Source organism: Streptomyces sp. NPDC005202 (genome assembly GCF_040608235.1).
Classification (GTDB): Bacteria; Actinomycetota; Actinomycetes; order Streptomycetales; family Streptomycetaceae; genus Streptomyces.
The window spans coordinates 1-21,240 of record NZ_JBEXHW010000053.1; the positions used below are offsets into that span (position 1 = coordinate 1).

19 protein-coding genes, 1 rRNA gene, 1 pseudogene and 1 riboswitch are annotated in these 21,240 nt (G+C 69.9%); of the genes and pseudogenes, 14 read left to right on the forward strand and 7 right to left on the reverse strand.

The window, feature by feature from the left end; translation table 11 throughout:
• From rrf to ABZV31_RS35985, 11 genes are all read left to right on the forward strand, one after another.
• Positions 1-95 (forward strand): 5S ribosomal RNA (rrf, locus tag ABZV31_RS35935); the annotation flags it as partial.
• A 110-nt stretch (positions 96-205) separates the two neighbouring features.
• Complete coding sequence (locus ABZV31_RS35940; protein ID WP_355901049.1) at positions 206-814, forward strand: CDP-alcohol phosphatidyltransferase family protein; 609 nt, start codon at positions 206-208, stop codon at positions 812-814.
• A 117-nt stretch (positions 815-931) separates the two neighbouring features.
• A complete protein-coding gene (locus ABZV31_RS35945; protein WP_355901050.1) occupies positions 932-3,427 on the forward strand; it encodes a mannose-1-phosphate guanyltransferase in 2,496 nt (831 codons plus the stop codon).
• A 98-nt stretch (positions 3,428-3,525) separates the two neighbouring features.
• Positions 3,526-4,431 carry a DUF881 domain-containing protein gene (locus tag ABZV31_RS35950; protein ID WP_355901051.1) on the forward strand — a complete coding sequence of 302 codons (906 nt, stop codon included), beginning with the start codon at positions 3,526-3,528 and terminating at the stop codon, positions 4,429-4,431.
• The gene (locus ABZV31_RS35955; protein WP_003988855.1) at positions 4,428-4,760 is read left to right on the forward strand and encodes a small basic family protein; all 333 of its coding nucleotides are present in this window, start codon (positions 4,428-4,430) and stop codon (positions 4,758-4,760) included. Before ABZV31_RS35950 ends, ABZV31_RS35955 begins: the two co-directional genes overlap by 4 nt.
• Before the next feature lie 5 nt (positions 4,761-4,765).
• Entirely contained in the window at positions 4,766-5,686 is a 921-nt protein-coding gene (locus tag ABZV31_RS35960) for a DUF881 domain-containing protein (protein WP_355901052.1), read from the forward strand.
• A gap of 61 nt (positions 5,687-5,747) precedes the next feature.
• Positions 5,748-6,701 (forward strand): FHA domain-containing protein, encoded by a 954-nt coding sequence (locus ABZV31_RS35965; protein ID WP_355901053.1) that lies wholly within the window; start codon positions 5,748-5,750, stop codon positions 6,699-6,701.
• 16 nt (positions 6,702-6,717) lie between these two features.
• Positions 6,718-7,455 (forward strand): MerR family transcriptional regulator, encoded by a 738-nt coding sequence (locus ABZV31_RS35970; protein ID WP_355901054.1) that lies wholly within the window; start codon positions 6,718-6,720, stop codon positions 7,453-7,455.
• Positions 7,456-7,559: 104 nt separating this feature from the next.
• A complete protein-coding gene (locus tag ABZV31_RS35975) occupies positions 7,560-8,033 on the forward strand; it encodes a bifunctional nuclease family protein (protein ID WP_003988851.1) in 474 nt (157 codons plus the stop codon).
• A 277-nt stretch (positions 8,034-8,310) separates the two neighbouring features.
• Positions 8,311-8,955 (forward strand): MerR family transcriptional regulator, encoded by a 645-nt coding sequence (locus ABZV31_RS35980; RefSeq protein ID WP_355901055.1) that lies wholly within the window; start codon positions 8,311-8,313, stop codon positions 8,953-8,955.
• 61 nt (positions 8,956-9,016) lie between these two features.
• Positions 9,017-10,486 carry a DNA polymerase IV gene (locus ABZV31_RS35985; protein WP_355901056.1) on the forward strand — a complete coding sequence of 490 codons (1,470 nt, stop codon included), beginning with the start codon at positions 9,017-9,019 and terminating at the stop codon, positions 10,484-10,486.
• Here ABZV31_RS35985 and ABZV31_RS35990 read toward each other — a convergent pair.
• Positions 10,408-10,779: a PRC-barrel domain-containing protein gene (locus tag ABZV31_RS35990; protein WP_355901057.1), complete on the reverse strand. Its 372-nt coding sequence runs from the start codon at positions 10,777-10,779 to the stop codon at positions 10,408-10,410. The genes ABZV31_RS35985 and ABZV31_RS35990 overlap by 79 nt on opposite strands.
• A 114-nt stretch (positions 10,780-10,893) precedes the next feature.
• A riboswitch (glycine riboswitch) is annotated at positions 10,894-10,989 on the forward strand.
• A gap of 176 nt (positions 10,990-11,165) precedes the next feature.
• Between ABZV31_RS35990 and gcvP the strand changes: the two genes are divergently transcribed.
• On the forward strand, positions 11,166-14,051 hold the full coding sequence (gcvP, locus tag ABZV31_RS35995; protein WP_355901058.1) for an aminomethyl-transferring glycine dehydrogenase: 2,886 nt from the start codon (positions 11,166-11,168) through the stop codon (positions 14,049-14,051).
• A 75-nt stretch (positions 14,052-14,126) separates the two neighbouring features.
• On the opposite strand, the gene ABZV31_RS36000 is transcribed toward gcvP, so the two are convergent.
• The 4 genes from ABZV31_RS36000 to modA all read right to left on the reverse strand — a co-directional run bounded on the left by ABZV31_RS36000 (position 14,127) and on the right by modA (position 17,420).
• Positions 14,127-14,546, reverse strand: a complete 420-nt coding sequence (locus ABZV31_RS36000; RefSeq protein ID WP_355901059.1) for a TOBE domain-containing protein — start codon at positions 14,544-14,546, stop codon at positions 14,127-14,129.
• A 77-nt stretch (positions 14,547-14,623) separates the two neighbouring features.
• The gene (locus ABZV31_RS36005; protein ID WP_355901060.1) at positions 14,624-15,715 is read right to left on the reverse strand and encodes an ABC transporter ATP-binding protein; all 1,092 of its coding nucleotides are present in this window, start codon (positions 15,713-15,715) and stop codon (positions 14,624-14,626) included.
• 29 nt (positions 15,716-15,744) lie between these two features.
• The gene (gene modB, locus ABZV31_RS36010) at positions 15,745-16,563 is read right to left on the reverse strand and encodes a molybdate ABC transporter permease subunit (protein ID WP_355901071.1); all 819 of its coding nucleotides are present in this window, start codon (positions 16,561-16,563) and stop codon (positions 15,745-15,747) included.
• 23 nt (positions 16,564-16,586) lie between these two features.
• On the reverse strand, positions 16,587-17,420 hold the full coding sequence (gene modA / locus ABZV31_RS36015; protein ID WP_355901061.1) for a molybdate ABC transporter substrate-binding protein: 834 nt from the start codon (positions 17,418-17,420) through the stop codon (positions 16,587-16,589).
• Between the two features lie 257 nt (positions 17,421-17,677).
• On the opposite strand from modA, the pseudogene ABZV31_RS36020 reads away from it, so the two are divergent.
• Positions 17,678-18,141, forward strand: a pseudogene (locus tag ABZV31_RS36020) (molybdopterin-dependent oxidoreductase).
• 10 nt (positions 18,142-18,151) lie between these two features.
• On the opposite strand, the gene ABZV31_RS36025 reads toward ABZV31_RS36020, so the two are convergent.
• Positions 18,152-18,547, reverse strand: a complete 396-nt coding sequence (locus tag ABZV31_RS36025; RefSeq protein WP_355901062.1) for a helix-turn-helix transcriptional regulator — start codon at positions 18,545-18,547, stop codon at positions 18,152-18,154.
• A 109-nt stretch (positions 18,548-18,656) separates the two neighbouring features.
• On the opposite strand from ABZV31_RS36025, the gene ABZV31_RS36030 reads away from it, so the two are divergent.
• Positions 18,657-19,244, forward strand: coding sequence for a DUF1707 domain-containing protein (locus ABZV31_RS36030; RefSeq protein WP_355901063.1), 588 nt, complete (start codon positions 18,657-18,659; stop codon positions 19,242-19,244).
• 9 nt (positions 19,245-19,253) lie between these two features.
• On the opposite strand, the gene ABZV31_RS36035 is transcribed toward ABZV31_RS36030, so the two are convergent.
• A complete protein-coding gene (locus tag ABZV31_RS36035) occupies positions 19,254-21,203 on the reverse strand; it encodes an amino acid transporter (RefSeq protein WP_355901064.1) in 1,950 nt (649 codons plus the stop codon).
• Between the last annotated feature and the right edge of the window lie 37 nt (positions 21,204-21,240).

Sequence of the window (21,240 nt, forward strand, 5' to 3'; positions counted from 1 at the left end):
AAACGCCCGGTTACATTCCGAACCCGGAAGCTAAGCCTTACAGCGCCGATGGTACTGCAGGGGGGACTCTGTGGGAGAGTAGGACGCCGCCGAACTCCTTTTAGAGCTCTGGCTCTTGGGCACACAGCCCCAAGAGCCAGAGCTTTTTTGCGTTGAGGTAAGGTCAGGAGGCATCGTCGGCACGTTTCCCACAGGAGGCCCCCGGGTGGAGGTCCAGGAGACCCGCGTCCAGACAGACCGGGTCCTCACCATCCCGAACATCCTCAGCATGGCGCGACTCGTTGGCGTGCCTCTCTTCCTGTGGCTGATCCTCAGGCCGGAGTTCGGAGGCCCCCAGAGCGATGGCTGGGCCCTGCTGGTGCTGGCACTGAGTGGGGTCAGCGACTATCTGGACGGCAAGCTCGCACGCCGGTGGAACCAGATCAGCAGCCTCGGCCGGCTCCTCGACCCGGCGGCCGACCGGCTCTATGTGCTGTCGACGTTGGTCGGTCTGACATGGCGCGAGATTCTGCCATTGTGGCTGACTGCGGCGCTTCTGACGCGCGAGCTGATGCTCCTGGTCATGGTGGGCATCCTCAGGCGTCACGGCTATCCGCCGCCGCAGGTGAACTTCCTGGGGAAGGCCGCAACCTTCAACCTGATGTACGCCTTCCCCCTCCTGCTGCTCAGTGACGGAAGTGGATGGATCTCGTCACTCGCTGCTATTTTCGGATGGGCGTTCGCAGGATGGGGTACAACGCTCTATTGGTGGGCAGGAGTCCTCTACGTGGTACAAGTCCGCCGCCTGGTCCGTGCGGACGCCATGGCCGACTGAGCTCGCCGATTGAGGCGGCCACAGTGGCTCGATGGCCCGCGCTTCGGAAAAGTGCGGGACAATCTGGACGGGTGAAGTCGGCTAGACCGTCGTCTCTTGGAGGAGGACGCTTCCGACATGAAGGCCGTCGTGATGGCCGGAGGCGAAGGCACACGCCTTCGTCCCATGACCTCAAGCATGCCCAAGCCGCTCCTGCCGGTGGTCAACCGGCCGATCATGGAGCACGTGCTGCGGCTGCTCAAAAGGCATGGGCTCAACGAGACCGTCGTCACTGTCCAGTTCCTGGCCTCACTGGTCAAGAATTACTTCGGTGACGGTGAAGAGCTCGGAATGGAGCTCACCTATGCCAACGAGGAGAAGCCACTCGGTACCGCCGGAAGCGTCAAGAACGCCGAAGAGGCGTTGAAGGACGATGCCTTCCTGGTCATCTCCGGTGATGCCCTGACCGACTTCGACCTCACTGAGCTGATCAATTTCCACAAGGAAAAGGGCGCGCTGGTCACCGTGTGTCTCACGCGCGTGCCCAATCCACTGGAATTCGGCATCACCATCGTCGACGAGGAGGGCAAGGTCGAACGCTTCCTCGAGAAGCCGACCTGGGGCCAGGTCTTCTCCGACACCGTGAACACGGGCATTTACGTGATGGAGCCCGAGGTCTTCGACTATGTCGAGCCCGATGTTCCGGTCGACTGGTCCGGCGACGTCTTCCCGCAGTTGATGAAGGAAGGCAAGCCGATTTTCGGCTACATCGCCGAGGGGTACTGGGAGGACGTCGGCACCCATGAGAGCTATGTGAAGGCGCAGGCAGACGTCCTGGAAGGCAAGGTCGACGTCGAGATCGACGGTTTCGAGATCTCCCCGGGCGTCTGGGTCGCCGAGGGCGCGGAAGTGCACCCCGACGCCGTCCTGCGGGGGCCGCTCTACATCGGCGACTACGCCAAGGTGGAAGCCGGTGCCGAAATCCGCGAGCACACCGTTGTCGGCTCGAACGTCGTCGTCAAGAGCGGAGCGTTTCTGCACAGGGCCGTCGTGCACGACAACGTGTACATCGGGCAGCACAGCAATCTGCGCGGCTGTGTCGTCGGCAAGAACACCGACATCATGCGGGCGGCACGGATCGAGGACGGCGCGGTCATCGGTGACGAGTGCCTGATCGGCGAAGAATCGATCGTGCAGGGCAATGTGCGGGTCTACCCGTTCAAGACGATCGAGGCCGGTGCCTTCGTCAACACCTCCGTCATCTGGGAGTCCCGGGGACAGGCGCATCTGTTCGGCGCGCGCGGGGTGTCCGGGATCCTGAACGTGGAGATCACTCCGGAGCTCGCGGTCCGGCTCGCCGGCGCCTATGCGACGACGCTGAAGAAGGGCTCCACGGTCACCACGGCCCGCGACCACTCGCGTGGTGCCCGCGCGCTCAAGCGGGCGGTCATCTCCGCGCTGCAGGCCAGCGCCATCGACGTACGCGACCTGGAGAACGTACCGCTGCCGGTCGCGCGGCAGCAGACCGCGCGGGGCAGCGCCGGGGGCATCATGATCCGGACCACGCCCGGGGTGCCGGATTCGGTCGACATCATGTTCTTCGACAGCCAGGGTGCCGACCTGTCGCAGGCCAGTCAGCGGAAGCTGGACCGGGTGTTCGCGCGCCAGGAGTACCGGCGTGCGTTCCCGGGCGAGATCGGCGACCTGCACTTCCCGGCCAGCGTCTTCGACTCGTACACCGGGTCGCTGCTGCGGAACGTCGACACGACCGGGATCGCCGAATCGGGACTCAAGGTTGTCGTGGACGCCTCGAACGGCAGCGCCGGCCTCGTGCTGCCCAGCCTGCTCGGCAAGCTCGGTGTCGACTCGCTGACCATCAATCCCGGTCTCGACGAGTCGCGGCCGACGGAGACCGCCGACATGCGGCGGTCGGGTCTGGTGCGCCTCGGGGAGATCGTGGCGTCCTCCGGTGCCGCGTTCGGCGTGCGGTTCGACCCTGTGGGCGAACGGCTGTCCCTGGTGGACGAGAAGGGCCGCATCATCGAGGACGACCGGGCGCTGCTGGTCATGCTCGACCTCGTCGCCGCCGAGCGGCGGAGCGGCAGGGTGGCGCTGCCGGTGACCACCACGCGGATCGCCGAGCAGGTGGCCGCCTACCACGGCACCCAGGTCGAGTGGACGACGACCTCGCCCGACGACCTGACGCGCGTCGGAGGCGAGGAAGGAACGATCTTCGGCGGTGACGGCAAGGGCGGCTTCATCGTCCCCGAGTTCAGCAGCGTCTACGACGGTACGGCGGCCTTCGTACGGCTGATCGGGCTGGTGGCGCGGACGCAGCTCACCCTCAGCCAGATCGACGCCAGGATCCCACGGGCCCACGTCCTCAAGCGGGACCTGGCCACGCCGTGGGCGGTCAAGGGCCTGGTGATGCGCCGGGTCGTGGAGGCGGCCGGAGACCGCTTCGTCGACACCACGGACGGCGTGCGGGTCGTGGAGACCGACGGCCGCTGGGTGATGGTGCTGCCCGACCCGGCCGAGGCGGTCACGCACCTGTGGGCCGAGGGTCCAGACGACGCCTCCGCCCAGGCCCTTCTGGACGAGTGGTCGGCGGTCGTGGACAGCGCCGGACGGTAAAACGGACAGCACGCACGCGTGCCGGACAAGTGTCCCCAAGGGGGCCTGTCCGGCACGCCGGTGGGGCCATTCGGAGGTCGCGGTCGCGACGTGCGACGATGTGCGGCATGCCGCAGCAACCCCCCATTCGGAGCACCCCCTCGCGGCCCACCCGTCCGGATGCCTCCATGTCGTTGATCACCAACGTCATGGACCACAGCCTCGACGACGGATACGCCGAGGCCGCCGCACGGAAGAAGGCCGCGGGCGAAGGCGGCATGCCGAAGACCCTCAGGGCGAGGCTGGGGCTCGCCGTCGGCCTGGTGCTGGCGGCGCTCGTCGTGACCGTGGGAGCGGCACAGGCGCGCGTGGCGGCCCCGGTGGTCGCCAAGGAGCGCCAGGAGCTGATCGACCGGATAGACCGCGAGACCGCGGCGGCGGACAAGCTCGAGGGCAGCGTCGACAAGCTGCGCAACGACGTGAGCGCGCGCCAGCGCCAGGCACTCAAGAAGACCGGCGGCAGCGCCCAGGCCGAGCTGGTGGGCATCCTGGCGGGCGCCACCGAGGTGCACGGCCCCGGCGTGAAGCTCGTCGTGAACGACGCCAAGGAAGCCAGCACGGGCGGGAACGGCAACCCGCGCGAGACGCCGGGCTTCTCCGACACCGGCCGGGTGCGCGACCGGGACATGCAGCGCGTTGTCAACGGACTGTGGCAGTCGGGAGCCGAGGCCGTCGCCATCAACGGGCAGCGGCTGACCGCCCTGTCCGCGATCAGGGCCGCGGGTGACGCGATACTGGTCGACAACAAGCCGCTGGTGCCGCCCTACACGGTGCTCGCGGTGGGGGACGGCGAGCGGCTGAGCACCCGGTTCCAGAACAGCCCCGACGGGCTGTACCTGCACGCCCTGCAGGAGAACTACGGCATCCGGACCAGCATCTCCGCGGAGAGCGACCTCCGGCTGCCCGCCGCACCGAGTGTGATCGTACGTACAGCAGAGCCGAGCACTGAGAAGGGCACATCGTGATCGCCGTACTGGGCCTCGTCGTGGGAGTCGTGGCCGGCCTGTTGGTCCGGCCTGAGGTTCCGGCGGTCGTCGAGCCTTATCTGCCGATCGCCGTCGTGGCGGCGCTGGACGCCGTCTTCGGAGGTCTGCGGGCCATGCTCGACGGCATCTTCGACGACAAGGTCTTCGTTGTGTCGTTCCTGTCGAACGTGGTCGTGGCCGCACTGATCGTGTTCCTGGGCGACAAGTTGGGCGTCGGTGCCCAGCTGTCCACGGGTGTCGTGGTCGTCCTCGGCATCCGCATCTTCTCCAACGCCGCAGCGATCCGGCGGCACGTGTTCCGGGCGTGAGGCGGATGAGCAATCAGGACGAACAGCCCGAGAACCGGCCGCAGGGACAGCCTGAGGGCCAGCCGCAGGGACAGCCCGAGAACCGGCTGCGCAAGGAGCTGCCCGAAGAAGTACCCGCGCGTGCCGCCGACGCCGAGCAGGCCGCCGACGCCGAGCAGGCCGCCGAGCCCGGGCAAGCCACCGAGGGGAAGTCCGAGCCCGCGCTGACCGGCCGCCAGCGGCTGATCATGGGCCTGTGGCCGCCGCGGGTCACCCGGGCCCAACTCATCGTCGCCCTGCTGCTGTTCGGCCTCGGCTTCGGCCTGGCCGTCCAGGTGGCCTCCAACAGCGACAGCGGCAGCGCGCTGCGGGGCGCCCGGCAGGAAGATCTTGTGCGCATCCTCGATGAACTGGATGACCGCACTCAGCGTCTTGAGGACGAGAAGCAGGGTCTCGAGAAGCAGCGCCAGGAACTGGAGAACAGCTCTGACCAGGCCGAGGAGGCCCGCAAGCAGACGGTCGAGAAGGAAAAGCAACTCGGCATTCTGGCGGGCACCGTGGCCGCGCAGGGACCCGGCATCACGATGACGATCGACGACACGAAGGGGACGGTCCAGGCGGACATGCTGCTCGACGCGATCCAGGAGCTGCGCGCGGCCGGCGCGGAGGCGATCCAGGTGAACGGCGTACGGGTCGTCGCCGACACCTATCTGACGGACTCCGGCAAGAGCGTGGACGTCGACGGGAACAAGATCAGCGCGCCCTATCGTTTCAAGGTCATCGGCAAGCCGCAGGACCTCGAGCCGGCGCTCAACATCCCTGGAGGCGTGGTGCAGACCCTCGAGAAGGAGCAGGCCACCGTGACCGTGGAGCGGTCGGACAAGATCGTCGTGGACGCCTTGCGGGCGGCGAAGCGGCCTGACTACGCTCGGTCGTCCTCCCAGTGAACCGGGAGTGCATGGGGGACGTCCGGCAGGGGCATGAGGTTGCGGGGGGTCGGCGCACCGAATGGGTGGTGCGTGGTGGAAACTGTCTGGTGGATACGGACGTTGTGAAGATGTCCGGGTCGGCCGGTGTATGCAATCAGGGTTCGTCCTGCCCCACGGGCGGGTCTGTTTCGGTCAAGGGGAATCGCCCGTGAAGTTGTTTGCGAAATTGTTCGGCAAGAGCGCGCGAGAGGGCAGCGACAACGCGACCGCTCGCCATCGCGCACAGCCCCACGCGGAGGGCCAGCGCCCGCTGTTCCGGGACCAGGTCGCCGGTCCGGGCGGTGACATTTCCGGAGGTCAGGGCGCGCCGTCTGTTGACCCTGCCCAGTCCGGCGGCATAGGTTTCGGCCAACCGTCAACCTCAGGTACGGGTGGAGAGTTTGCCGCCGGCCCGTACGCGTCCAATGCCCCGGCGGGGCAGCCGCGGCAGGAGGATCCGTCCATGTCGGCCCTGGTGTGTACGAGGTGCGGTAACCGCAACGCGGAGAACAGCCGCTTCTGCTCCAACTGCGGTGCGCCCCTGCGGGCCGGCGCGGCGGCGGAGCGTCCGTCGGAGACGACCTCCACGATCTCCATCTCCGGCCTGGAGGCCTACGACGCGGAGGCTACCGGCCAGACGCCGATGCTGTCTCCCGAGGCGCAGGCGGCCGTCGACGCCCTGCCGCTCGGCTCCGCCCTGCTGGTGGTGCGCCGCGGACCGAACTCCGGCAGCCGCTTCCTGCTGGACGGCGAGCTGACCACGGCCGGGCGTCATCCGCAGAGCGACATCTTCCTGGACGACGTGACCGTCTCGCGTCGCCACGTGGAGTTCCGGCGCAGCCCGGACGGCACGTTCACGGTGGCCGACGTGGGCAGCCTGAACGGCACGTATGTCAACCGGGAGCGGATCGACCAGGTCGCTCTGTCCAACGGTGACGAGGTACAGATCGGCAAGTACCGGTTGGTCTTCTACTCGAGCCGGCAGGGCATCTGACCCGTCAGGGAAGGCCATGCTTCAAACACCGAGCGGCGGTGCCGGGCGCGGCACCGCCGCCACGGACAGTGGGCTGATGAGCATCGGCACGGTGCTGAACGCGCTGCGCGACGAGTTCCCCGAAGTCACCATCTCCAAGATCCGATTCCTGGAGTCGGAGGGCCTCATCGAGCCGCAGCGCACCCCCTCGGGGTACCGCAAGTTCAGCGCCGAGGACGTCGAGCGCCTCGCCCGCGTCCTGAGGATGCAGCGGGACCACTACCTGCCACTGAAGGTGATTCGCGAGCACCTGGACGCGATGGAGCGCGGCGAGGCCGTACAGCTGCCGGTGCTGAGTCGGCAGCGCGACGGCGAGGTCGTAGCGGCCCCCTCCGAAGCGCCCACGGCGGCCCGGATCGGGCGGGCCGAGCTGCTGGCCGCCGCCGAGATCGACGACAGGGACCTCCAGGAGTGGGAGTCGTACGGGCTCATCACTCCGCTGGAGGACGGGGTGTACGACGCGGAGGCGGTCACCGTGGCCTCGCTCGTCTCCGAACTGGGGCGTTTCGGGATCGAGCCCCGGCATCTGCGGGTGATGAAGGCGGCCGCCGACCGCGAGGCCGGGCTCGTCGACCAGGTGGTGGCCCCGCTGCGGCGCCACCGCAATCCGCAGACCAGGGCCCATGCCGAGGCCCGTACGAAGGAGCTCGCTGCGCTCACGGTGAAGCTGCACGCGGCACTGGTGCAGACCGCGCTCGGGGTGCGGCTGGCCTGAGCAGGGCGCGGCTGCCCTGAGCGGAGGGGCACGCGGAGGCCGGATCGGCCCCCCGTTTCCGGCCCGACTACCCAAACGTCCCGGGCACGGCCTAGGGTTGCTGTGTGAACGAGCTCGATGTCGTAGGTGTCCGGGTCGAAATGCCCTCCAACCAACCGATCGTGCTCCTGCGTGAAGTGGGAGGCGACCGCTACCTCCCCATCTGGATCGGGCCCGGGGAGGCGACGGCGATCGCCTTCGCCCAGCAGGGCATGGCGCCCGCACGACCGCTGACGCACGACCTGTTCAAGGACGTGCTGGAGGCGGTCGGCCAGGAGCTCACCGAAGTGCGCATCACGGACCTGCGTGAAGGCGTCTTCTACGCGGAGCTGGTCTTCGCCAGTGGGGTCGAGGTGAGCGCCCGCCCGTCCGATGCCATAGCGCTGGCCCTGCGCACCGGGACGCCGATCTACGGCAGCGACACGGTGCTCGACGACGCGGGCATCGCGATCCCGGACGAGCAGGAGGACGAGGTGGAGAAGTTCCGCGAGTTCCTCGACCAGATCTCGCCCGAGGACTTCGGCAGCAGCAGTCAGTAGAGGCGCCGGCCGCCCGTGAGGTGTTGGGGCCCGGCGGACCAGCGGTCCGTGACGCGCGCGCCCACGGTCGACGACGGCAGGCCGTCGGCACATGCCATGGCCGCTGAGAGCGTCCCTGCGGCTCGCCGCGAGCGCATTCGGCTAGCCTTTCCCCGCGGTGGGGCACGGGAAACCACTCTTAGGGTGATTATCACTCGGCGTGCCGAGTGTGGCGATCGTTGACGCACCCCTGGTGACTGCCTACCGTCGAGGAGGCAGGTCAAGGACGGAGGTCGGCGTGAGAAGCAGCGGCGACGGTACGGCTGGGGGTGCCCCCGGACGCGGTGTCGGGGGAAGCGGTCCGTACGCGCTTCACGGCAGCGCGACCGATCACGCCCCGCAGCGACCGACGGCCGTGCCGAGCAGCGGAGGGGCGACGTCCATGACGTCCGAGCAGATCGGCTACCGCGGTCCGACGGCCTGCGCGGCGGCCGGCATCACCTACCGGCAACTGGACTACTGGGCCCGTACCGGCCTCGTCGAGCCGAGCGTGCGGCCCGCCTATGGCTCCGGCACGCAGCGCCTGTACAGCTTCCGTGACGTCGTCGTCCTGAAGATCGTCAAGCGGTTCCTCGACACGGGCGTGTCGCTGCAGAACATCCGCACCGCCGTCCAGCACCTCCGCGAGCGCGGATTCCGCGACCTGGAGCGCATGACGCTGATGAGCGATGGCGCCACGGTCTACGAGTGCACCTCGCCCGACGAGGTGCACGCCCTGCTCCAGGGCGGCCAGGGCGTCTTCGGGATCGCCGTCGGGGTGGTGTGGCGCGACGTGGAGAGTGCGCTGTCGCAGCTGCACGGGGAGCGCATCGACACCGGGGAGACCCTGGTGGGACACAACCCCGGTGACGAGCTCGCCCGCCGGCGCAACCGGGCGGTCTGATTCTTCGGTCGGGGCCGGCCTCACCGGGGCATTGTCAGTGGCGTAGGGCAGCATCGGAGATGTGAGGACCGCGCCCACGATCCTGCATCTCGACATGGATGCCTTCTTCGCCTCGGCGGAGCAGGCATCCAAGCCGAGCCTGCGCGGGAAGGCCGTCGTCGTGGGCGGGCTCGGACCGCGCGGGGTGGTCGCCACCGCGTCGTACGAGGCACGGGTCTTCGGCGTCCACTCGGCGATGCCGATCGCCCAGGCGCGGCGGCTGGCTCCGAACGCCGCGTACCTCGTGCCGCGCTTCGGCTTCTACCGGTCCATCAGCGAGCAGGTGATGGGGCTGCTGCGGGCGCTGTCACCGCTGGTGGAGCCGCTCAGCCTGGACGAGGCCTTCGTGGACCTGGAGGCCGGGGGAGCGGCCTGGGACGCGGAGTCGGCGCGACTGGTGGGGACGAAGCTGCGCGCGGACATACGAGCTGTCACGGGCCTGACGGGGTCCGTCGGGCTGGCTGCCTCCAAGATGCTTGCCAAGATCGCCTCCGAGCAGGCCAAGCCCGACGGGCTGGTGCTCATCGAACCGGGCACCGAGCGCGCCCTGCTAGGACCCATGCCGGTGCGGACCCTGCCCGGCGTGGGGCCGGCGACAGGCGACCACCTGCGGCGGGCCGGTATCCACACCGTCGACGAGCTCGCCGAGGCAGGCGAGGACGAGCTCGTACGGCTGCTGGGCAAGGCGCACGGGCACGCGCTGTACGCCATGGCGCTGGCGCACGACGAGCGGCCCGTGGTCGCCGAGCGCGAGGCGAAGTCGGTGTCCGTCGAGGACACCTACGACGTGGACATCCACGACCGGGTCCGGGTGGGCCTGGAGGTGCAGCGGCTCGCCGACCGGTGCGTACGGCGGCTGCGCGGGGCCGGGCTGTCGGGGCGGACCATCGTGCTGAAGGTACGGCGGTACGACTTCTCCACCCTGACCCGGTCGGAGACGCTGCGCGGGCCCACGGATGACCCGGCGGTGGTGCGGGAGGCGGCGGCCCGGCTGCTGGACTCCGTCGACACCACGGGCGGGGTGCGGCTGCTCGGCGTGGGCGTCTCCGGGCTCGCCGACTACACGCAGGAGGACCTGTTCGCGCAGGCGGCGGGCGCGCACGAGCCCACCCGCGTCGAAGAGCCCGCGGACGAAGCGGCCGAGGAGCAGCCGACGCCCGCCGAGCGGCGCTGGCCCGCGGGGCACGACGTACGGCACGCCCAGTACGGCCACGGATGGGTGCAGGGCAGCGGTCTGGGCCGGGTCACCGTCCGCTTCGAGACACCCGACTCGGAGCCGGGGCGGGTACGGACGTTCCGCGTCGACGACCCAAATCTGGAGCCGGCGGATCCGCTGCCGCTGGTGGCGCGAAGACCGGAGGGAGGACCGGTGGAGAGTGGCGGCGCGTCCGAGGCTTCGCGTGAGACCGGAGGTCAGGTTTCCTCCGAGCCCGCCAGCTTGCCGAAGTCGCGGTCGGGGAATGGGGGAGGAGGGGCCACATCGAGGCCGTAGTGGTGGTAGAGCTGCAGTTCCTGTTCCGGGGAGAGGTGGCGGCCGACGCCGAAGTCGGGGGCGTCCTTGATCAGGGCCCGGTCGAAGGGGACACGGAGGGCGCCCTCGACCAGTTCGCTCGGCTCCAGGGGCACGAAGGCGTCCCGGGAGAACAGGCCGGTGCGTATGGCCGCCCACTCCGGCACGCCGGTCGCGTCGTCGAGGTAGACCTCGTCCACCGTGCCGATCTTGTTGCCATTGCGGTCGAACGCCTTGCGGCCGATCAGGTTCCGCGGATCGATGTCGGTCTGCACGGGCCCTCCACTTGGTCGCAACTCATTTGTAAGCACTACAAAAGAGCACATTCAGCAAGGCGGCCACTCGAAGGCCCGGGCGCGGTGCCCGCTGGTACGCTGGCAAACGGCTGCTGACCCCGTGCGGGAGAGTCCTCCAGACACCATCGGAGGCGCCGAAGGAGCAAATCCTCCCCGGAATCTCTCAGGCCCACGTACCGCACGGACGAGGTCACTCTGGAAAGCAGAGCGGGTGTCGATGGCTTCCGCTCTCACCGACGGTGAAAGCCGGGAGCCCTCGGGCGGCCCGGTGAAGCTCTCAGGTTGAGATGACAGAGGGGGAGGCCGTCCGGGCACCCGCGCCGTGGTGCCCCTCGAAGGTCGCGTCAGACCAGGAGGCCTCCGCAATGACCGCCCATCGCACTCCGCTCTCCGAGCTCGAACAGGGAACGCCCTTCGAGCAGCGCCACATCGGCCCCGACCCCGAGGCCCGGGCCAAAATGCTCGCGCAGGTCGGCTACGGCTCGCTCGACGAGCTCACGGCCGCCGCCGTGCCGGACGTGATCAAGAACGCCGACGCGCTCGACCTGCCGGGCGCGCACACCGAGGCCGAGGTGCTGGCGGAGCTGCGCTCCCTCGCCGACCGCAACGAGGTCCTCGACTCGATGATCGGGCTCGGGTACTACGGGACCTTCACCCCGCCCGTCATCCTGCGCAACGTGATGGAGAACCCGGCCTGGTACACCGCCTACACCCCGTACCAGCCGGAGATCTCGCAGGGCCGCCTCGAAGCGCTGCTGAACTTCCAGACCATGGTCGCCGACCTGACCGGCCTGCCGACCTCCGGCGCCTCGCTGCTCGACGAGGGCACGGCCGCCGCAGAGGCCATGGCGCTGTCCCGGCGCATGGGCAAGAACAAGAAGGGCCTGTTCCTGGTCGACGCGGACGCCCTGCCGCAGACCATCGCCGTCATCCAGACCCGAGCCGAGCCGACCGGCGTCGAGGTCGTCGTCGCCGACCTCAGCGAGGGCATCCCGGCCGGGATCGCCGAGCGCGAGATCAACGGCGTGCTGCTGCAGTACCCGGGCGCCTCCGGCACCGTACGTGACCTCAGGCCCGTCATCGACCAGGCCCACGAGCTGGGCGCCCTCGTCACCGTCGCCGCCGACCTGCTCGCGCTCACGCTGCTGAAGTCGCCCGGCGAGCTCGGCGCGGACATCGCGGTCGGCACCACCCAGCGCTTCGGTGTGCCGATGAGCTTCGGCGGACCGCACGCCGGCTACATGGCGGTGCACGAGAAGTTCGCGCGCAGCCTGCCCGGCCGTCTGGTCGGCGTCTCCGTCGACGCCGACGGGCACAAGGCCTACCGCCTCGCCCTGCAGACCCGCGAGCAGCACATCCGCCGCGAGAAGGCCACCAGCAACATCTGCACCGCCCAGGTGCTGCTTGCCGTGATGGCCGGCATGTACGCCGTCTACCACGGGCCGGAGGGCCTGAGGATCATCGCGCGGCGCACCCACCGGTACGCCACGATCCTCGCCGAGGGCCTCAAGACGGGCGGGGTCGAGGTCGTCCACGGCACCTACTTCGACACGCTGACCGTCAAGGTCGGGGGTCGGGCCGCCGAGGTCGTCGCCGCCGCGCGCCGGAACGGCGTCAACCTGCACCTCGTCGACGCCGACCACGTCTCGATCGCCTGCGACGAGACCACCACGCGCGCCCAGCTGGACGCCGTATGGACGGCGTTCGGTGTCGAGGGCGACATCGAGGCGCTGGACGCGGCCACCGAGGACGCGCTCCCGCAGGGCCTTCTGCGCACCGACGACTACCTCACCCACCCCGTCTTCCACCAGCACCGCTCCGAGACCGCGATGCTGCGCTACCTGCGCAGGCTGGCCGACCGCGACTACGCGCTCGACCGCGGCATGATCCCGCTGGGCTCCTGCACCATGAAGCTCAACGCGACCACGGAGATGGAGCCGGTCACCTGGCCCGAGTTCGGCCGGCTGCACCCCTTCGCGCCCGCCGAGCAGGCGCAGGGCTACCTCACGCTCATCCGCGAGCTGGAGGAACGCCTCGCCGAGGTCACCGGCTACGACAAGGTCTCCCTTCAGCCCAACGCCGGTTCACAGGGCGAGCTGGCCGGTCTGCTCGCCGTCCGCGGCTACCACCGCGCCAACGGCGACGAGCAGCGCACGGTCTGCCTGATTCCGTCCTCGGCGCACGGCACGAACGCCGCCAGCGCCGTGATGGCCGGCATGAAGGTCGTCGTCGTCAAGACCGCCGAGGACGGCGAGATCGACGTCGAGGACCTGCGGGCCAAGATCGAGCAGTACCGCGACGAACTGGCGGTGCTGATGATCACGTACCCGTCCACGCACGGCGTCTTCGAGGAGCACGTCGCCGACATCTGCGCCCAGGTCCACGAGGCCGGCGGCCAGGTGTACGTCGACGGCGCCAACCTCAACGCCCTGGTCGGCCTCGCCAAGCCGGGCCACTTCGGCGGTGACGTCTCGCACCTGAACCTGCACAAGACCTTCTGCATCCCGCACGGCGGCGGTGGCCCGGGCGTCGGCCCGGTGGCCGTCCGCTCGCACCTGGCGCCCTACCTGCCGAACCACCCGCTGCAGCCCGAGGCCGGTCCGAAGACCGGGGTCGGCCCGATCTCGGCCGCGCCCTGGGGCTCTGCGGGCATCCTGCCGATCTCGTGGGCGTACGTCCGGCTCATGGGCGGCGAGGGCCTCAAGCGCGCCACGCAGGTGGCCGTGCTGTCCGCCAACTACATCGCCAAGCGCCTGGAGCCGCACTACCCGGTGCTCTACACCGGCCCCGGCGGCCTGGTCGCCCACGAGTGCATCATCGACCTGCGGCCGCTGACCAAGGCGACCGGCGTGAGCGTCGACGACGTCGCCAAGCGCCTGATCGACTACGGCTTCCACGCGCCGACAATGTCGTTCCCGGTGGCCGGCACGCTGATGATCGAGCCGACCGAGTCGGAGGACCTGGCCGAGCTCGACCGGTTCTGCGAGGCGATGATCGCGATCCGCGCCGAGATCGACAAGGTCGGCTCGGGCGTGTGGCCCGCGGACGACAACCCGCTGCGCAACGCCCCGCACACCGCGGCCGCGCTGGGAGGGGAGTGGAAGCACGCGTACAGCCGTGAGGAGGCCGTCTTCCCGGCCGGTGTCTCGGCCGCCGACAAGTACTGGCCGCCGGTGCGCCGCATCGACCAGGCCTTCGGCGACCGGAACCTGGTCTGCTCGTGCCCGCCGCTGGACGCGTACGAGGACTGAGCACCGCACCATGGGAATGGGCGCCGCCCCGGCCGTATGAGCGTATGAGGCCGGGGCGGCGCCCATTCCCGTGTGTCAGGCCGTCGCGAGCGACACCTCGGTCGACTTGACCAGGGCGACGACGTGTGAGCCGGCCGAGAGGCCGAGGTCTTCGGCGGCGTCCTTGGTGATCGCGGCAGTCAGCTCACCGCCCTCGACGCCGACTGTGACGGACGCCATGGCGCCACCGACGGCCATGCCGGTGACCGTGCCGGGCAACTGGTTGCGAATGGACAGGCCCTCGACCGGCCCGGTGGCCAGCGACACCTCCGTCGACTTCACCAGGGCGCGGACGGCGGAGCCCTCGGTGAGGCCGAGGTCCTCGACGGCCTCCCGGGTGATCGCCGCGGTGAGGTCCTGGCCGCCGGCCAGGCGGATCCGGACCGTCGCCATGGCCTCGCCCGGGGTCACGGCGGTGACGGTGCCGGGCAGTTGGTTGCGGATGCTCAGGCTCATGGGGGACGCCTCGCAAAATGAGCGGGATTGGGCGGCTTTGGGCCCTGACGGTCCCCACCGTAGCCGCTGCCCGTGCCTCAGGCCGGGTAGGCGTGGGTCTGCGTCGCCTTGACCGTCGCCCAGACCGGTGCGCCCGGGTGCAGGTCGAGTTCGGCCGCGGCGACGGTGGTGAGGTCCGCGGCGAGGGGGAGTTCGCCGGTGAGGTCCGCGCGGATCTGGTCGCCGTGGGTCTCCAGGCCGGCGACCTCGCAGCGCCACAGGTTGCGGGCGCTGGAGCCGGTGGGGCGGTCCCGGTAGAGGGTGACCGCGCCCGGCGGGAACGCCACGAAGACCGGGCCGGAGAGCTCCTCGGTGGTGGTGATGGCGGGACCGGCCTCCAGCCGGACGGTGTGCCCCTCGGCCTGCCCGCGGTAGAGATTCAGGCCGACCAGTTGCGCGATGTAGTCCGTCCGCGGATGGCGGGCGATGTCGGACGGGGTGCCCTCCTGGACGAGGCGGCCGTGTTCGACGACGACCAGACGGTCGGCCAGCACCATGGCGTCCAGCGGGTCGTGGGTGACCAGGACGGCAACGGCCTCGAACTCGGCGAGGTGGCACCGGAGTTGGGCACGGACCTCCAGGCGGGTACGGGCGTCGAGCGCGGCGAGCGGTTCGTCCAGGAGCAGCAACCGGGGACGGATGGCGAGGGCGCGGGCGAGAGCCACGCGCTGGGCCTGGCCGCCGGAGAGGCGGCGGGGTTTGGCGCTGGCGTGGCCGGCGAGGCCCAAGCGGTCCAGCCATGCGGCGGCCTGGGCGCGTGCCTCCGCCTTGGTGGCGCCCTGGCAGCGCGGTCCGAAGGCCACGTTGTCCAGGGCGGACAGGTGGGGGAAGAGCAGGTAGTCCTGGAAGACGACGCCGACCGGCCGCGTCTCGGGCGGCGTACGGTCCAACGTCGCTCCGTCCAGGCGCAGATGGCCACCGGTGAGTGGGACGAGACCGGCGAGGGCACGCAGAGCCGTGGTCTTGCCTGCGCCGTTCGGGCCGAGCATCGCGACGACGTCGCCGGGGGCGGCGGCCAGCGTGACGTCGAGGCGGAAGGAGCCGCGGTCGACGACCAGGTGGGCGTCCAGCCCTTCGCCGGGCATGCCGTCGGTGCGGATACCGGCCGGGGTCTCGTCGATGTCGGTCATGAAGTGATCGTCCATATGGGTGCCGCGGGTCATGATGATGCCGTCATCCAACGCTCCCGCAGCCCCGCCAGCACCGCGATCGACACGGCCAGCAGCACCAGGCTCAGGGCGATCGCCGCGGCCGGGTCGTTCTGCAGGGCCAGGTAGACCGCGAGCGGCATCGTCTGCGTACGGCCGGGGAAGTTGCCGGCGAAGGTGATCGTCGCGCCGAACTCGCCGAGCGCCCGCGCCCAGGCCAGCACGGCGCCCGCCGCGATGCCGGGTGCGATCAGCGGCAGGGTGACCCGGCGGAACGCGGTGAAGCGGGAGGCCCCCAAGGTGGTGGCCGCCTCCTCGTAGCGCGGGTCGGCGGCCCGCAGGGTGCCCTCGACGCTGATGACGAGGAACGGCATCGCCACGAAGGCCTCGGCGACCACCACGCCCGCCGTGGTGAACGGCAGCGTGATGCCGAACCACGCATCGAGCCACTGCCCGACGACACCGTTGCGGCCGAGCGCCAGCAGCAGCGCCACACCGCCCACCACCGGGGGAAGGACGAGCGGCAGTGTCACCAGGGCCCGTACGAGGCCCCGCCCGGGGAAGTCCGTACGGGCCAGCAGCCAGGCCAGGGGTACGCCGAGCACCAGGCTCACGGCGGTGGCGGCGGTGGCGCTGACCAGGGACAGCTGGAGCGCCTGCCACACCTCGGTGCTGGTCAGCTGGTCCGGCAGGCTGCGCCACGGAGCACGGACCAGCAGCGCGATCAGCGGCAGCAGCAGGAACGCCAGGCCCACGAGTGCGGGGACCAGGAGGGGAAGCGGTACGCCTCGGCTGACGTGCCCGCGCCGCGACCCGCTCACCAGGGTCACGACGCTGGACTTCTCGACCGGGGTCACGGCTTGAGGAACCCGGCCCGGCTCAGGACCTTCTGGCCCTCGGCGGACGTCACCAGCTCGATGAACGCCTTGGCCGCGGCGGCGTTGGGCGCGTTCTTGAGCAGGGCGATCGGGTAGTCGTTGATGGCCTTGGCCGACTCGGGGAACTCCACGCCCTCCACCTTGTCACCCGCCGCCTTCACATCGGTCCTGTAGACGACGGCGGCGTCGGCCTCCTTCAGCTCCACCTTCGTCAGAGCGCTCTTGACGTCCTGCTCGTAGGAGACCGGGGTGAGCCTGAGGTGGCTGGCGTCCAGCGCCTTCTGGGCGGCGGCGCCGCACGGCACCGTCTTGTCGCACAGGACGACCTTCAGACCGGACTTGGTGAGGTCCTTCAGGGAGGAGACCTTGTCGGGGTTGCCCGGCAGGGTGGCGATCTCCAGCTGGTTGCGGACGAAGGTGATGGGCGTGGTGGCCGCGTCCTTCTTGTCCGTCACGATCGCCATGGTCTTGGGACTGGCGGCGGCGAACACGTCGGCGGGGGCGCCGCCGGTGATGCTCGCGGCGAGGGTGTCGCTGCCGCCGAAGTTGAAGGTGGCCTTCGTGCCCGGGTGCTGCTTCTCGAACTCCTTGCCCAGGCTCGTGAAGCTCTCCTTCAGCGATGCGGCGGCGAAGACGGTCACCGTGCCGGACACCTTGGGCGAGGACGACTTCGAGGAGTCGGACGTGGCGGACGAGCCGGAGCCGGAGGAACCGGACGAGGAGGAGCAGGCACTCAGGGCCAGCAGCGCGGCGCCTACGGCACCGGCCACCTGCAGGGCCCGGCGGGTCCGGCGCACGGGACGGGTCATCACGGTCTACTCCCTCTGCTGCTTCACACCAGGGCCCTCGGGCCCTGCCACGGACTCTCGGCGGCCGTGCGGCGATGATACTGCCGCAAATGCGAGGCGTAAGTCACCTGTCGCATCGCATGAGCTGGGCTGTGAGCGAGCTGGGGCGGGCATGTGCGTTTGTACGGGGTTTCCGTCCGGGTACCGTCATGCGGGAGGGCGTCCGGGTACCGTCCTCCGGGAGGTGGTGCCCCGTGACGCAGTCGCCGACGCAGCCGGTGGCCGACGCCGCGCCGCTCGCGGAGCTGGTCCTGACCGGTGACCTCGCCCGTCCGGCGCGGCTGACCGTGCCCGACCTGCTCGGCCGGCCGCAGCACCGGGTGCGGGTGAGTTTCGAGTGCGCCACCAGTGGCGTGCAGCACCACCGGTTCGCCGGGCCACGGCTGTACGACGTGCTGGCCGACGCGGGTCCCGGTTTCGACCCCGCCCGGCGCAAGGACCGGCTGCGCTTCCTGATCGCCGTGACGGGCACCGACGGGCATCACGCGCTGCTGTCCTGGGCAGAGATCGACCCGGACTTCGCGGCCGCTCGGTCCTGTTCGCGGCGAGCATCGACGACACAGCGCTCGACCGGGCCGGACCTCAGCTGGTCCTTCCGCAGGACCGCTGCGGGGCCCGGCACATCAACGGCATCAGGGCGATACGGGTGGACGGCGGGTACGTCTCGCGCCCTTCGACGTGACGGCGCCCGGCTACGCGCGGTCGATGTGCACGTTCGTCGACTTCACGCGGGCGGTGGCCTCCACGCCGACCTCGAGGCCGAGTTCCTCCACGGCCTCCCGGGTCAGCAGCGAGACCAGGCGGTGCGGGCCGGCCTGGATCTCCACCTGGGCCGCGACGTCACCGAGCTTGATGGCGGTCACGATCCCGGGGAAGGCGTTGCGGACCGACGTGTAGGAGGGGCCCTCTTCGCCGCCCCCGGTCCTGGCCAGCTCGACCGAGAACGCGGCGAGGTCGCGTCCGTCGATGAGGCGCCGCCCGCTCTCGTCACGGTGCGTGGCCACCCGGCCGGCGTCCGCCCACCGGCGCGCGGTGTCCGGACTGACGCCGAGCAGCTGGGCCGCTTGGCCGATCGTGTAGGACTGCATGCCGGTCACGATAGGGCCAGGAGCGGGGAACGGTGGGACGGGGGGTTGGCCGTTGGGTATAACGCGATATAGCGTTACTCGGGAATCGTGACTCGATCGGGGTGTGGGTATGTCGGCTGATCTCCTGCGCAGGGGCGCCTCGCCCGACCTGCGGGCGTCGCACGCGGACCGGGACCGGGTCGTGGACGTGCTGCGCATCGCCGCCGGGGACGGCCGGCTGACCGCAGACGAGCTGGACGAACGCGTGGAGGCCGCGCTGTCCGCCCGGACGCTGGGCGAGTTGGCGGTGCTGACGGCTGACCTGCCGACCGGTGTGGGCGCCGGCGTGGTCGAGGCCAAGGACGTCGTCCGCATCCAGCAGGAGGGCGGCTCGGCCCGGCGCGGTGACGGCTGGGTGGTACCGCGGCGGCTGGAGATCGACTCGTCTTGGGGTGATGTCACGCTCGACTTCACCCAGGCGGTGATCGCGCACGACACCCTCCACATCGAACTCGACATGCGCGGCGGCACCCTGAGACTGGTCACGCGGCCGGGCATCGTGGTGGACACAGACTCCCTGGTGATCAGCTACGCCAAGGTCAGGACGCGTGCCGCCGGTGATCCCGAGGTGCCGGTCCTCCTCCGCGTGGGGATAGGCGGTCACCTGAGCTACGGCCGGGTCGTGGCGCGACCCCCGCGGAGTGCGTTCCGGCGCTGAGCGGACGGCTCAGCCGGTGTGCACCCGCGGCCGCTTGGTGCGGTCCGGCTCCGCCTCGCGCAGCACCTCGCGGGTGACCGGCGCGACCTCGCCCTGGCCGAAGAGGAAGAAGCGCAGGAAGTTGGCAAAGGGGTTGCCCTCGGTCCACTCGAAGTAGATGTGCGGGGTGCAGCCCGTCATCTCACGGACGTGCAGCAGCAGGGCGGCCAGGGCGTTGGGGATGGAGGAGGACTCCAGGGTCAGGACACGGTAGCGGTTGTGCAGCACCTCGCCGCGCACCGTCAGGTCGGCCTCGAACTCGGAGGGGTCGGTGACCGTCACCTCGACGAAGACGAAGTCCTCCGCGGCCGGGATGTCGTTGTCCCGCCGGATCTGCTCGATCTTGTCGCGGTACTCGGCCTTGTCGCGCCGGTCGGGCTGATTGGCGATGAACCGTATCTTGCGGCTGGCGATGTCCCTGACGAATCGTTCCGCCATGGGGTCCAGCGTCACATGGGTCACGCGCAGCTCGAAGGCGCGGGCCAGCCGGGACAGCAGCGAGACCAGGATGATGCCCGCGATGAAGCAGGCGCCGATCTTCACACCGTCCGGGCGCTCGATGACGTTGACGACGGTCGTGTAGAGGAACACCGCTGCGATCACCGCGAACACGATGGTCCAGTTTTGCTGGCCGGCCTTGCGGGCGGCGATGGTCACCGCGATCGCCGCGGAGCTGATCAGCACGAGCACGCCGGTGGCGTAGGCGCCGCCCTGCGCGTCCACGTTCGCGTCGAAGATCCAGGTGACGAGGAAGCCGATGAGGGTGAAGACGATGACCATCGGGCGCACCGCCCGTGCCCAGTGCGGGGCCATGCCGTAGCGGGGGAGGTAACGCGGCATCAGGTTGAGCAGCCCGGCCATCGCGGAGGCGCCGGCGAACCACAGGATCGCGATGGTCGAGACGTCGTAGACCGTGCCGAAGGCGTTCCCGAGGTACTCGTGCGACAGGTACGCCAGCGCACGCCCGTTGGCCTGGCCGCCGGCCTTGAACTCCTTCCCCGGGATGAGGAGCGTGGTGATGAAACTGGTCGTGATCAGGAAAACGCTCATGATCAGCGCGGCAGTGGTGAGCAGCTTCCTGGTGTCCCGGATCCGGCCGGTGGGCTTCTCCTCCGTGTCGTCCGGGTTGCCCTTCACGTGCGGCATGACGGCGACGCCGGTCTCGAAGCCGGAAAGGCCGAGCGCGAGCTTCGGGAAGACCAATAGGGCCACGCCGATCATGGCAAAAACGTTTCCGTGCTCGGCGGTCAGGGCGCTGGACCAGTCCGTCACCACATGGCTCGCGGTGACGACGTGCCACAGTCCGACGACCACCACCACGGCGTTCAGCCCGAGGTAGACGCTCACCAGGGCGACCGCGACGCCGATCGCCTCCAGGAAGCCCTTGAGGAAGACCGCGCCGAGCAGCGCCACCAGGAGAAGCGTGATCAACATCTGGTGGTTGTGCAGCACGCCCGTCAGATGCGGGTTCTGCACCAGGTGCGTGGAGGCATCGGCGGCCGACAGGGTGATGGTGATCAGGAAGTCGGTGGCGGCGAAGCCGAGCAGGGTCAGGACGAACAGCTTCCCCTGCCAGAAGGACAGCAGCCGCTCCAGCATCGCGATCGAGCCCTCGCCGTGCGGGCTCTCCTCGGCCACCCGCCGGTACACCGGCAGGGCACCCGCCAGGGTGACGACGACCAGGACGAGGGTGGCGACCGGCGACAGCAGTCCGGCCGCCAGGGCCGCGATGCCCGGCTGGTAGCCGAGCGTCGAGAAGTAGTCGACGCCGGTCAGGCACATCACCCGCCACCAGCGCTGGCCCTTGTGCGGGGGCTCCGGTACGGCGTGCGGCGCCTGCTGCACGCCCCTGCCCATGTCGGACAGGCCCTCCAGCATCCATGCGCGCAGACGACTGGAAGGGTGTTCGGTGGTGGCCATCGGTCCTGCTCCTGATGTGCAGCTCAGCGTGAATCCG